The 13,288-nt window shown below is 42.4% G+C and carries 12 protein-coding genes and 1 riboswitch; of the genes, 10 read left to right on the plus strand and 2 right to left on the minus strand.

The window, feature by feature from the left end; all coding sequences use genetic code 11:
- Nucleotides 1-133: 133 nt before the first annotated feature.
- Together DSY56_RS06340 and DSY56_RS06345 are read right to left on the minus strand one after the other, a co-directional pair.
- Nucleotides 134-811: a DUF1129 domain-containing protein gene (locus DSY56_RS06340; RefSeq protein ID WP_112444551.1), complete on the minus strand. Its 678-nt coding sequence runs from the start codon at nucleotides 809-811 to the stop codon at nucleotides 134-136.
- Between the two features lie 11 nt (nucleotides 812-822).
- Nucleotides 823-1,767 (minus strand): magnesium transporter CorA family protein, encoded by a 945-nt coding sequence (locus tag DSY56_RS06345; protein WP_000815623.1) that lies wholly within the window; start codon nucleotides 1,765-1,767, stop codon nucleotides 823-825.
- 131 nt (nucleotides 1,768-1,898) lie between these two features.
- On the opposite strand from DSY56_RS06345, the gene uvrA reads away from it, so the two are divergent.
- The 10 genes from uvrA (at nucleotide 1,899) to DSY56_RS06400 (ending at nucleotide 13,193) form a co-directional block, all read left to right on the plus strand.
- Complete coding sequence (gene uvrA / locus DSY56_RS06350) at nucleotides 1,899-4,730, plus strand: excinuclease ABC subunit UvrA (RefSeq protein ID WP_112444553.1); 2,832 nt, start codon at nucleotides 1,899-1,901, stop codon at nucleotides 4,728-4,730.
- Nucleotides 4,723-5,784 carry a M24 family metallopeptidase gene (locus DSY56_RS06355; protein ID WP_061758925.1) on the plus strand — a complete coding sequence of 354 codons (1,062 nt, stop codon included), beginning with the start codon at nucleotides 4,723-4,725 and terminating at the stop codon, nucleotides 5,782-5,784. Before uvrA ends, DSY56_RS06355 begins: the two co-directional genes overlap by 8 nt.
- Before the next feature lie 57 nt (nucleotides 5,785-5,841).
- Nucleotides 5,842-5,993, plus strand: a riboswitch (M-box (ykoK) riboswitch).
- Nucleotides 5,994-6,187: 194 nt separating this feature from the next.
- Nucleotides 6,188-8,848: a magnesium-translocating P-type ATPase gene (mgtA, locus tag DSY56_RS06360; protein WP_112444555.1), complete on the plus strand. Its 2,661-nt coding sequence runs from the start codon at nucleotides 6,188-6,190 to the stop codon at nucleotides 8,846-8,848.
- A 135-nt stretch (nucleotides 8,849-8,983) separates the two neighbouring features.
- The gene (gene spx / locus DSY56_RS06370; protein ID WP_000591165.1) at nucleotides 8,984-9,382 is read left to right on the plus strand and encodes a transcriptional regulator Spx; all 399 of its coding nucleotides are present in this window, start codon (nucleotides 8,984-8,986) and stop codon (nucleotides 9,380-9,382) included.
- Nucleotides 9,383-9,447: 65 nt separating this feature from the next.
- Nucleotides 9,448-10,017, plus strand: coding sequence for an SP0191 family lipoprotein (locus DSY56_RS06375; protein WP_000725139.1), 570 nt, complete (start codon nucleotides 9,448-9,450; stop codon nucleotides 10,015-10,017).
- 86 nt (nucleotides 10,018-10,103) lie between these two features.
- Nucleotides 10,104-10,370, plus strand: coding sequence for an IreB family regulatory phosphoprotein (locus DSY56_RS06380; protein WP_000507059.1), 267 nt, complete (start codon nucleotides 10,104-10,106; stop codon nucleotides 10,368-10,370).
- A 3-nt stretch (nucleotides 10,371-10,373) separates the two neighbouring features.
- Nucleotides 10,374-10,793, plus strand: a complete 420-nt coding sequence (gene ruvX / locus DSY56_RS06385; protein ID WP_054404839.1) for a Holliday junction resolvase RuvX — start codon at nucleotides 10,374-10,376, stop codon at nucleotides 10,791-10,793.
- A 15-nt stretch (nucleotides 10,794-10,808) separates the two neighbouring features.
- The gene (locus tag DSY56_RS06390) at nucleotides 10,809-11,114 is read left to right on the plus strand and encodes a DUF1292 domain-containing protein (protein WP_000017620.1); all 306 of its coding nucleotides are present in this window, start codon (nucleotides 10,809-10,811) and stop codon (nucleotides 11,112-11,114) included.
- Nucleotides 11,115-11,422: 308 nt separating this feature from the next.
- Nucleotides 11,423-12,673 (plus strand): folylpolyglutamate synthase/dihydrofolate synthase family protein, encoded by a 1,251-nt coding sequence (locus DSY56_RS06395; RefSeq protein WP_112444557.1) that lies wholly within the window; start codon nucleotides 11,423-11,425, stop codon nucleotides 12,671-12,673.
- 88 nt (nucleotides 12,674-12,761) lie between these two features.
- Nucleotides 12,762-13,193, plus strand: coding sequence for an SP_0198 family lipoprotein (locus tag DSY56_RS06400; RefSeq protein ID WP_112444559.1), 432 nt, complete (start codon nucleotides 12,762-12,764; stop codon nucleotides 13,191-13,193).
- Nucleotides 13,194-13,288: the final 95 nt, after the last annotated feature.

Genomic DNA, 13,288 nt, shown 5'->3' on the forward strand with positions numbered 1-13,288 from the left:
CTCCTAGAAATAGATTGAGTCTATTTTATCACAAAAGATTAGATAGAGCTATGTGGGATGTCAGAAGAATACTTTAGAATCAAAAAAGTAAGTGAAAAAGCAACCGCACCTGCAGTTGCTTTTATCATTCTTCTTAATAACGTGTTGGTCCTGCACTTGCGCTGCGGATGTTCAAGCGTTTCTTTAGATAGAAGCGAAGGGCTAGGAGGGCTGCTCCGATAATAGCCAGCGGCAATGGAGCAAGTACTGGGTTAAGGCTAGCTGGTAGGAAGCTTGTTGCAAAGAAGACAAGCAACCAAAGGAACATAGAAGCTAGGATAACTAGTACAGATTTCCAGAAAGGTGGGCGTTGACTGCGATCCATGTCTGGTCCATAATACTGGTAAACAAAGTAGTACATCAAGTAGAAGGCAAATCCACCAACCAGTCCAACTAATAGAAGAGTAATCAATCCATAGCCGAAAGCTTGATCTGCCGCAAAGAAGGTTGTGAGGGCGCTGACGAGGGCAAAGAGGCTAGTGATGAAAAGAGCTGAGTCCATAATCATCAGTTTTGGATCATCATTTTCTTTTGGATGCTCTTTTTCATATTGTTCCTTGACAGTGAAACTATGAGCCCAGTGGGTCGGTGCACCATAGAGGGAACGAGCAGTCGTACCCTTGGCTTGCTCTTCAAGGATTTGGGGAATAACTTCCTCAAAAATAGCCTTGATTTCAGCGTCTGTTTTCCCATCTTTGATGAATTGTTGGGTAGCGATGTGGACAAACTCTTGGTTTTTCTTAGTTAATTTTTGTAGATCAATCTGAGACATAGGAACTCCTCTTAGAACCATTTTTTATGGATGAGATAGAGAGTGAGCGAGACACTCATAGCAAAGGCGATAAAGACGATTAACCAGAAGGCATTTGGCTCTCCGTTTAGGGGGATTTCATTATCCTTAAAGTTCATCCCGTAGGCAGAGAAGACCATGGTTGGGATGGACATGACGATGGTCACAAGGGCCAAGGTCTTCATAATGTTGTTCTGGTTGTTGGAAATGATAGAGGCAAAGGTCTCCGTCATAGAATGCAAGACGTTTCCATAAATGTCTGCCATCTCGATGGCCTGTTGGGTTTCAATCAGGGTATCTTCAAGCAGGTCTTCGTCCTCAAGGTATTTCTTGATATTGCTGGTTGAGCTGGTCAATTTTTTAATCACGCGCTCATTTGTTTTGAGGGAAGCCTTGAAATAGACGATAGTTTTTTCCAATTCCATCAGCTCAATCAATTCTTCATTACGAGTTGATTGATGCAGTTGACTTTCGATTTGCTCACTCTTACGGTCGATTGAACGAAGGGCTGTTAGGTAAAGCTCTGCATTGCGATAAAGAATCTGAAAGATAAAACGCGAACGCATGAAAGTATAGAAATTACGCAACCGACGGTTGATAAAGACATCAAGGACAGGTAGTGGTTCCAAACACGTAGTGATAATGGTTTCCTCTGTGATGATAATACCAAGCGGGATGGTTACGTAGTAGGTGCGATTATTTCTTTCTTCTGTGACCGGCACGTCTACGATAATCAGGGTATACTCGTCTTCAATTGTAATACGAGACATTTCTTCCGCATCGAGCGGTGCTCGGAGGTCGGCAATATCGATATCGAAGGCGTTAGCGATTTCGAGTGATTCATTTTGAGTCGGATTGACGAGATTGATCCAAGTACCCGGTTCAAGCGTATCGATCTCTTTAAATTCAGTTGTTGTAGAGAGAAAAACTTGTTTCATATCCCTTATCCTTTCTCATTTTTCAGATTTTTTCACACCGTACTATTATACTACAAAATCAGCTTTTTGGGTAATAGAATCTCACTTTTTTTGGTATAATGGTAAGCAATAATGAACTAGAAAGAACAAATATGCAAGATAAAATTGTCATTCATGGGGCGCGTGCCCATAATTTAAAAAATATTGATGTGGAGATTCCGCGAGACAAGTTGGTTGTCGTGACCGGTTTGTCAGGTTCAGGGAAATCCAGTCTGGCCTTTGATACCCTCTATGCGGAGGGTCAACGTCGCTATGTGGAGAGTTTGTCAGCCTACGCTCGTCAATTTTTGGGAAATATGGAGAAGCCTGATGTAGATGCTATTGATGGTCTCAGCCCAGCTATTTCCATTGACCAGAAAACGACTAGTAAAAATCCTCGCTCGACGGTTGGAACCACGACTGAAATCAATGATTATCTGCGTCTCCTCTACGCGCGTGTGGGGACGCCTTACTGTATTAACGGGCATGGAGCTATCAAGGCTTCTTCTGTGGAGCAAATTGTGGATAAGGTTTTAGAATTGCCTGAACGTCAGCGCCTGCAAATTTTAGCTCCAATCATCCGCAAGAAAAAAGGCCAACATAAGAGTGTCATTGAGAAGGTTCAGAAAGACGGGTATGTTCGTGTCCGTGTGGATGGGGAAGTCTATGATGTGACCGAAGTGCCAGACTTGTCCAAGAGCAAGCAACACAATATTGATGTCGTGGTTGACCGTATTGTCATCAAGGAGGGTATTCGTAGTCGTCTCTTTGATTCCATTGAGGCTGCCCTTCGTATTGCAGAAGGTTATGTCATTATCGACACTATGGACGACTCTGAGTTGTTGTTCTCTGAGCATTATGCCTGTCCAGTTTGTGGATTTACTGTTCCAGAGTTAGAGCCTCGTCTCTTTTCTTTCAATGCTCCTTTTGGTTCTTGTAGTGAGTGTGATGGCTTGGGTATCAAGCTGGAGGTGGATACTGATTTGGTAGTACCAGATGCCAGCAAAACCTTACGTGAGGGAGCCTTGGCTCCTTGGAATCCTATCTCATCCAACTACTATCCAAACATGCTAGAGCAGGCTATGACAGCTTTTGGAGTGGATATGGACAAGCCTTTTGAGGACTTGTCAGAAGAGGATAAGAACTTGATTCTCTATGGGTCAGATGGCAAGGAATTCCATTTCCACTATGAGAATGAATTTGGTGGTGTGCGCGATATTGACATTCCGTTTGAGGGAGTTGTCAATAATATCAAGCGTCGCTACCATGAAACTAATAGTGACTACACCCGCACCCAAATGCGCCTCTACATGAATGAGCTGACCTGCGGAACCTGTCACGGTTACCGTCTTAATGATCAGGCCTTGTCTGTCCGTGTGGGCGGTGAGCAAGGGCCACATATCGGAGAAATTTCAGACCTGTCTATCGCAGACCACTTGGACTTGGTAAGCCAGTTGACTCTATCTGAAAATGAAGCCATCATTGCTCGCCCAATCCTCAAGGAAATCAAGGATCGTTTGACCTTCCTTAATAACGTGGGTCTTAACTATCTGACTCTGTCACGTTCGGCAGGAACCCTTTCAGGTGGAGAGAGTCAGCGTATTCGCTTGGCGACCCAGATTGGTTCCAACCTATCAGGTGTGCTCTATATCCTAGATGAGCCATCAATCGGTCTTCACCAGAGGGACAATGATCGTCTGATTGCCAGCCTCAAAAAGATGCGTGATTTGGGTAATACTCTCATAGTAGTGGAACATGACGAAGATACCATGCGTGAGGCTGATTATTTGATTGACGTTGGTCCTGGTGCGGGTGTTTTTGGTGGGGAGATTGTTGCTGCAGGTACGCCCAAGCAGGTAGCTCGCAACAGCAAGTCTATCACAGGCCAGTATTTATCAGGTAAACGTGCTATTCCAGTGCCAACAGAGCGCCGTGCCGGAAATGGTCGTTTTATCGAAGTGACAGGTGCGCGTGAGAACAACCTGCAAAATGTCACAGCTCGCTTCCCACTAGGAAAATTTATCGCAGTGACAGGGGTATCAGGTTCAGGGAAATCTACTCTAATCAATAGTATCCTCAAAAAAGCCATTGCCCAGAAGCTCAACCGTAATTCAGACAAGCCTGGTAAATTTAAGACTATTACAGGGATTGAGCATGTAGACCGCTTGATTGATATTGATCAGAGCCCTATCGGACGAACGCCTAGGTCCAACCCAGCTACCTATACAGGTGTCTTTGACGATATACGTGACCTTTTTGCTCAGACAAATGAAGCCAAGATTCGAGGCTACAAGAAGGGGCGTTTCAGTTTCAATGTCAAGGGTGGTCGTTGTGAAGCCTGCTCAGGTGACGGGATTATCAAGATTGAGATGCACTTCTTGCCAGATGTTTACGTGGCTTGTGAAGTTTGCCACGGAACCCGCTATAACAGTGAAACTCTAGAAGTTCACTACAAGGAAAAGAATATCTCGCAGGTCTTGGACATGACTGTCAATGATGCGGTGGAATTCTTCCAACACATTCCAAAGATTCAACGTAAACTCCAGACCATCAAGGATGTGGGGCTAGGCTATGTGACCTTAGGACAACCAGCTACCACCCTTTCTGGGGGAGAAGCTCAGCGTATGAAGCTGGCTAGTGAACTCCACAAACGATCGACAGGAAAATCTTTCTACATTCTGGATGAGCCGACGACAGGTCTTCATACAGAGGATATCGCTCGCTTGCTCAAGGTTTTGGCTCGCTTTGTCGACGATGGCAATACAGTTCTCGTCATTGAACACAATTTAGACGTTATCAAGACAGCAGACCATATTATCGACTTGGGACCTGAGGGCGGTGTCGGCGGTGGAACCATCATCGCAACAGGAACTCCAGAAGAAGTAGCGGCCAATGAAGCCAGCTACACAGGACAGTATTTGAAAGGAAAGTTACATCATGAATAAACGTGTACAAGCATTTCTAGCTAAAATGCAAGAAAAAGAACTAGATGGTATCATCATCAACAACCTTAAAAACGTCTATTACCTGACTGGTTTTTGGGGCTCAAACGGAACAGTCTTCATCAGCCGTGACCGTCAGGTCTTGGTGACGGATTCTCGCTATATCATTGCAGCCAAGCAAGAAACCAGTGGTTTTGAGATTGTGGCTGACCGTGATGAATTGGCTGTCATTGCAGGCATTGTCAAGGACATGGGCTTGTCTCGAATCGGTTTTGAAGATGAGATTTCAGTCTCTTATTACCACCGTATGCAGGCAGCCTTTGAAGGAATTGACTTGCTTCCACAAACTCAGTTTGTCGAAGGTCTTCGAATGATTAAGGATGAAGCGGAGATTGCAGCTATTCGCAAGGCTTGTTCTATCTCAGACCAAGCTTTCCGCGATGCGCTTGACTTCATTAAGCCAGGAAAGACTGAAATTGAGATTGCCAACTTCCTTGACTTCCGCATGCGTGAGTTGGGAGCATCTGGCTTGTCTTTTGACACCATTCTAGCTAGCGGTATCAACTCTTCCAAACCCCATGCCCATCCTATGCACAAACCAGTGGAGCTAGGAGAAGCCATTACTATGGATTTCGGTTGCCTTTATGACCACTATGTCAGTGATATGACACGGACTATCTATCTAGGACATGTGAGCGACGAGCAAGCAGAGATTTACAATACGGTTTTGAAAGCCAACCAAGCCTTGATTGATCAAGCTAAGGCAGGATTAGGTTTCCGTGACTTTGACAAAATCCCTCGCGATATTATCATCGAGGCAGGCTATGGCGACTACTTTACTCACGGTATTGGCCACGGTATTGGACTGGATATCCACGAAGAACCCTACTTTAGCCAAACTTCTACTGAAACTATTAAGGCAGGTATGGCATTGACAGATGAACCAGGTATCTATATCGAAGGTAAATACGGGGTTCGTATCGAGGATGATATCTTGATTACAGAGACAGGTTGTGAATTATTGACCCTAGCTCCAAAAGAGTTGATAGTCATTTAAGAGTTAAACAACTCAAATGATTGACTTTTAAATTTTAAAGGTTTATACTGAAAGACGAAAACGGTAGGTGAGGCTACCATAGGGATACGGATGACTACCGCAAAGCAGTGGAGACACTACTCGTTGGTCAACAGTCCTGGTCGCGAAGGCCAAGACTAAGCTCATTACATTGCCCTATGGAGTTAAAGCTTGAACGAAAAAACAGATAACTAGTTTTTTAATCCTGCCATTTTATGGTGGGATTTTCTACTGTTTAAATCAAAGAAAGGAGATAGACGATGCAAATTGACGACCATCCGGAACCGCACATACACAGCCAATCGCTGATTTGTGTCGTTCTGCCCTTGTAAAGTGATTGGTCTCTGTGTATGAAACACATCATTCATACAGATAGGAGAAATCAATGAAAACTACAAAAGAAAGATTAGCAACAGCTATTCATACATCTTTAAACGAAACTCTATCTTTTTATAAGACAAGTCTAACAGGCTTGACTGAGGAGCAGGTGGAGAAAAATCGTGACCTATATGGCGAAAATACCATCACAAAGGGTCAAGAAGACAGTATCCTCAAAAAGATTTACGAATCCATTATCAATCCTTTTACAATCATCTTGCTGGTCATCGCCGTGATTTCCTTGGTGACCAATGTCTGGTTGGCAAAACCAGATCAAGAAGATCCGACAACTTCCATTATCATCGTTGTCCTAGTCCTCATTTCTGGTAGCATACGCTTTGTCCAAGAACTCCGTAGTGATAAGGCTGCGACCAATCTATCAAAAATGATTGTCAACACAGCGACTGTCATTCGTCAAGGAGAAATCCAAGAAGTACCTATCGATGATTTGGTAGTGGGTGACGTGGTTAAATTAAGCGCTGGAGACATGATTCCAGCAGATCTTCTTTTATTTGAGTCGCGCGATTTCTTTGTACAACAGTCGGGCTTGACAGGTGAAAGTGAATCGGTTGAAAAATTGGCCTTTACCAAGGCAACAGTTCAACAATCTGATAGTCTGCTAGAAGCAGAAGCGCTCGCCTTTATGGGAACCAATGTCTTGTCTGGTAGTGCCAAGGCCGTGGTTTTAGCAGTTGGTGATGATACCATGATGGGAGCCATTGAGCAGACTTTGAACACCTATGACGAGCCTACTTCGTTTGAGCGGGAGATGAATAGTATTTCGTGGCTCTTGATTCGTTTGATGCTGGTCATGGTGCCCATCGTTTTCTTGTCCAATGGTTTAACAGATGGTGACTGGCTGGAAGCTGGCGTATTTGCTTTGAGTGTTGGTGTTGGATTGACACCTGAGATGCTTCCTATGATTATCACGGCCAGTCTAGCAAAAGGCTCCATCATTATGGCCAAGGAAAAAGTGGTTATCAAGAAACTCAATGCCATACAGGACTTAGGGGCGATTGATATTTTGTGTACAGATAAGACAGGAACTCTAACCCAAGACGAAATTGTCCTTGAATATCCCTTGGACATCCATGGACGCTTGGATTTGACCGTCTTGAGACGAGCTTATCTCAATTCTTATTTTCAAACGGGCTTGAAAAATTTGATGGACAGAGCCATCATCAAACGGACTGAAAAGGAAGCCAAAGAACACGCCCTCTTGCAAAATCTGGCTCAAACTTTTCAAAAAATAGATGAGCTTCCCTTTGATTTTGAACGTAGACGGATGAGTGTTATCGTTAAGGATGAACACGAAGTTGTTAGTTTGGTAACCAAGGGTGCCCTAGAGGAAATGTTGACGATTTCCAGTTATGCGGAATACCAAGGAGTGATTACTCCCTTGACAGATGTTATTAGAGAAGAAATTTTAGCAGAAGTCAGACAACTAAATCAACAAGGTTTGCGTGTCTTGGGAGTGGCCTATAAGTCAGGTTTGAGGGAAGGCCATGCCTATACAGTTGATGATGAAGGGGATATGATTCTAACTGGTTATTTAGCCTTCCTAGATCCTCCTAAACCATCTGCAGCACCAGCAATTAAGGCTCTGTTAGAACATGGGGTTCAAACAAAGATTTTGACGGGAGACAACGAAAAAGTTACTCAAGCAGTCTGTGAAAAGGTTGGTTTGGATATCAATCAGATGCTGTTAGGATCTGAAATTGATCAGATGAGTGATCAAGAATTGGCTCAAGCCGTGGAGGAGGTAACCGTCTTCGCCAAACTTTCTCCTGACCAAAAAGCAAGGATTATTTTGCAATTTAAGGCTAATGGTCATGCTGTAGGCTATATGGGAGATGGAATCAATGATGCTCCTTCTATGAAAGTTGCAGATGTGGGGATTTCTGTTGATACAGCAGTAGATATTGCCAAAGAAACGGCCGATGTTATCCTACTTGATAAGGATCTCATGGTGCTGGAAAAAGGACTTGTTGAAGGTCGCAAGGTCTATGCCAATATGACTAAATATATCAAAATGACAGTGAGTTCTAATTTTGGAAATATCTTATCCCTATTGGTCTCTGGAATCTTTTTACCATTTTTACCGATGGCACCAGTCCATTTGATTATCCTAAATCTAGTCTATGATTTGTCTTGTATTGCCTTGCCTTTTGACAAGGTGGATAAAGATTTTTTGAGAAATCCGCATACCTGGGAAGCTAAGTCCATCACACGTTTCATGGTTTGGATGGGGCCTATCTCTTCTGCCTTTGATATTTTGACCTTTATTTTGCTCTATTTTATCATTGTACCCATGACGACAGGTCAAGCCTATGTCCATGGAGCGGAGTCTGCCGTAGGATTTATTGTCTTGTTTCAGACAGGTTGGTTTATCGAGTCCATGTGGTCACAGACCATGGTTATTCATATGCTGCGTTCAGCTAAAATTCCCTTTTTACAAAGTCGTCCAGCCTGGCTAGTCCTTGTGACAACCTTATTGGCTGCAGCCTTTGTGACCTTTCTTCCCTACAGTCCACTCGCAGTCCTACTTCATTTAACTCCTTTAAAACCGATTTATTTCATCTTTTTACTTTTCATCATTATTTTGTATATGATTAGCGTGACAATTGTGAAAAAAATCTATATCAAGAAATATAATGAATGGCTGTAAATTTCATTTTGTCAAGAAAAAAGTACGAAAATGACGAAAAAAGTCAAAAAAATTTAAAAATAGGTCGCAAGTCGGATGTTTTTTATGGTATAATAGACTAAACTGATAGTAACATGTAGCGAAAGGGGTAGGTACATGATTAAAATTTATACAGTCTCAAGTTGTACTAGCTGTAAAAAAGCAAAAACCTGGCTCAATGCCCACCAGTTAAGTTATAAAGAACAAAACCTTGGTAAAGAAGGAATTACGAGAGAAGAATTACTGGATATTCTAACCAAAACAGATAACGGAATAGCCAGCATCGTTTCATCTAAAAATCGCTATGCCAAAGCCCTTGGAGTGGATATTGAAGATTTGAGTGTCAACGAAGTCCTCAATCTGATTATGGAAACACCGAGAATTTTAAAGAGCCCAATCCTTGTAGATGAAAAACGCCTGCAAGTTGGCTATAAGGAAGATGATATTCGTGCCTTCCTACCACGCTCTGTCCGTAATGTAGAAAATGCAGAAGCACGTTTGCGTGCAGCTCTATAAACATCAAGGCTGGGAGCAATTCCCAGTCTTATTCTATTTTAATTTCAAAAAGAAAGAAGAATGAAATGAAAAAAATAGTTCTTGTTAGTCTAGCTTTCCTTTTTGTCCTGGTTGGTTGCGGACAGAAAAAAGAAACTGGACCAGCTACAAAAACAGAAAAAGATACGCTTCAGTCGGCATTGCCAGTTATTGAAAATGCCGAGAAGAATACAGTTGTAACCAAGACTTTGGTTTTGCCCAAGTCAGATGATGGCAGCCAGCAAACTCAAACCATTACATATAAAGACAAGACTTTTTTGAGTCTAACTATCCAACAAAAGCGTCCAGTCTCTGATGAGTTGAAAACTTATATTGACCAACACGGAGTGGAAGAAACCCAAAAAGCTCTTCTTGAGGCGGAGGAGAAGGATGAGGCCATCATAGAAGCTCGTAAATTAGCAGGATTTAAGCTTGAAACTAAACTATTGAGTGCAACAGAACTTCAAACAACGACTAGTTTTGATTTTCAAGTTTTGGACGTCAAAAAGGCTTCTCAGTTGGAATATCTGAAGAATATTGGCTTGGAAAATCTTTTGAAAAATGAACCGAGCAAATATATTTCAGACAGATTGGCAAATGGCGCGACAGAACAATAGAAAATCCAAATAAATAGACTGCCTGAATTGTAGAACGTAAGGAATTATGCTATAATGGTACTATTCTAAGGAAAGAGGGTGTTAGAATGGGATTTACTGAAGAAACAGTACGTTTTAAATTGGACGATTCCAATAAAAAAGAAATTAGCGAAACTTTGACTGATGTCTATGCTTCGTTGAACGATAAGGGCTACAACCCAATTAACCAAATCGTAGGTTACGTATTGAGTGGAGACCCTGCCTACGTTCCTCGTTATAATAATGCACGAAATCAAATCCGTAAGTATGAGCGTGATGAAATCGTTGAGGAATTGGTCCGCTACTACCTTAAAGGACAAGGAGTCGATCTGTAACCTATGAGAATTATGGGATTGGACGTCGGTTCAAAAACGGTAGGGGTGGCTATTAGCGATCCGCTCGGTTTTACAGCTCAAGGGCTTGAAATCATCCAAATCAATGAGGAGCAAGGCCAATTTGGTTTTGAACGCGTTAAGGAATTGGTTGATGCTTACAAGGTGGAACGATTTGTAGTGGGCTTGCCTAAAAACATGAACAATACAAGCGGACCGCGCGTGGAAGCTAGTCAAGCCTACGGAGCGAAGTTAGAAGAACTTTTTGGTTTACCAGTAGACTATCAGGATGAACGCTTGACAACAGTGGCTGCTGAGCGCATGTTGATTGAACAAGCAGATATCAGTCGCAATAAGCGCAAGAAAGTCATTGATAAGTTAGCAGCTCAGCTGATTTTACAAAATTATTTAGATAGAAAATTTTAATATAAAGGAGAGGCTATGTCACACGATCATAACCACGACCACGAAGAACGTGAACTCATCACACTAGTAGATGAACAAGGAAATGAAACCTTGTTTGAAATCCTTTTGACGATTGACGGAAAAGAAGAATTTGGTAAAAACTATGTTCTTCTAGTACCAGTTAACGCAGAAGAAGACGAAGACGGACAAGTTGAAATCCAAGCTTACTCATTCATCGAAAACGAAGATGGAACAGAAGGCGAATTGCAACCAATCCCAGAAGACTCAGAAGACGAATGGAACATGATTGAAGAAGTCTTCAATAGCTTTATGGAGGAGTAAAAATATCCGGGGGATATTTTTACTCCAACTCCCAGAAATTGGGAAGAGTTGGAACGTCCGGGGGACGTTTTTAGCCCAGCTCCTTGAAATAAGAGAGAGCTGGTAAGTCTGGGAGACTGTATCAGCCCAGTTCCTTTAAATAAGGGAGAACTGGTAAGTCTGGGGACGTTTTTATCCCACGTTAATATTTATAGTAGCTAGTTATTAGCTAACCAGGTAAGAGGTTGGGACGAAAATTCTGGCCTCGTTTTTTGTTATCTGCGGAATTTTGCTAGGTAATTGATCAGACTTTTGTCAAGGAGATGTGTATGTTTGAAGTAGAAGAATGGCTTCATAGTAGGATTGGTTTGAATTTTCGATCAGGTTTGGGCCGAATGCAGCAAGCGGTGGATTTGTTAGGGAATCCTGAGAAGTCTTATCCTATTATCCATGTAACAGGTACTAATGGAAAAGGTTCTACCATTGCTTTCATGAGGGAATTATTTATGGGACATGGCAAAAAAGTTGCGACCTTTACCTCCCCTCATATCATCTCTATCAATGATCGAATCTGCATTAATGGACAACCTATAGCAGACGCAGACTTTATCCGCTTATCTGAGGAAGTCAAGGAGATGGAAAAGACGCTTTTGCAAACCCATGACCAGTTGTCCTTTTTTGAATTGCTGACCCTGATTGCTTTTCTCTACTTTAGGGAGCAAGAGGTGGATTTGGTTTTACTAGAAGTGGGAATTGGTGGCTTACTTGACACAACCAATGTGGTAACTGGAGAGATTGCTGTCATCACCTCCATCGGACTTGACCATCAGGAGACTCTGGGTGACAGTATAGCAGCAATTGCAGAGCAGAAAGCTGGTATTTTTAAGGCTGGTAAAAAGGCAGTGATTGCGAAATTGCCTCCAGAAGCTAGACTTGTCTGTCAGAAAAAAGCAGACTCTTTAGCTGTTGACCTTTATCAGGCAGGTCAGAATTTTTCAATGCTGAATGGGGATTTTTCAAGCTCTTTGGCTAACCTTTCACAGTTGAAAATAGGTTTAGAAGGAGCTTATCAGCAGGAAAATGCGGCCTTGGCGTTGCAAACGTTTCTTCTTTTTATGGGAGAAAGAAAGGAAACTGTTGATGAACAGGCTGTAAGACAGTCCTTGGAGCAGACCCATTGGGCTGGTCGTTTGGAGCGCATTCGTCCTCAGATTTACTTGGACGGTGCCCATAACCTCCCTGCCTTGACTCGCTTGGTTGAATTTATCAAAGAAAAAGAGCAGGAAGGCTATCGACCTCAAATCCTCTTTGGAGCCTTGAAACGGAAGGATTATCAAGGAATGTTGGGTTATCTGACTGAGAATTTGCCTCAGGTGGAACTCAAGGTGACTGGTTTTGACTATCAAGGTTCTCTGGACGAGACAGATGTAACAGGTTACCATGTAATTCCCTCTTACAGAGAATTTATTAGCGATTTTGAAGAAAGAGCAGATACGCAAGACTTGTTATTCATTACAGGGTCTCTCTATTTTATCTCAGAAGTACGGAGCAACATACTGGGGTATGAGCAGATAAATTGACCACCTTTTTTGAACTTGTTATACTAGGGGAATTGCTGACTAAGGAAAAATCTTTTTCTCTAGCATGGCAAGAGAAAGGACATTTATTATGACATTCAAAACAGCAGCACTTTCTATTGTTTCTTTAGCGAGTGTATCTTTGCTAGTTGCTTGTTCCCAAAGAACACAACCAGTTCAACAGCCTGCTCAACAGAATACCAATACTGCAAATGCAGGAGGTAACCAAAATCAAGCGGCTCCAGTACAAAACCAACCTGTTGCTCAACCGACTGATATTGATGGGACTTATACAGGCCAAGATGACGGAGACCGTATCACTTTAGTGGTCACTGGAACGACTGGTACATGGACTGAGCTTGAATCTGACGGGGATCAGAAAGTCAAACAGGTCACATTTGATGCAGCAAATCAACGCATGATTATTGGCGATGATGTCAAAATTTACACTGTAAACGGTAATCAAATCATCGTAGGTGATATGGATAGAGACCCATCGAACCAAATCGTTTTAACTAAATAAGACTATGCAAGTAGGAAGGGCTGGATTTTTCAGCCTTTTTACTTTTACCTAGAAAATAATCATAAATACTTGCCTTCTGTCGAATACCTGAGTTA

The sequence above is a fragment of the Streptococcus sp. 596553 genome, from assembly GCF_900411395.1.
GTDB classification, from domain to species: Bacteria; Bacillota; Bacilli; order Lactobacillales; family Streptococcaceae; genus Streptococcus; species Streptococcus mitis_BA.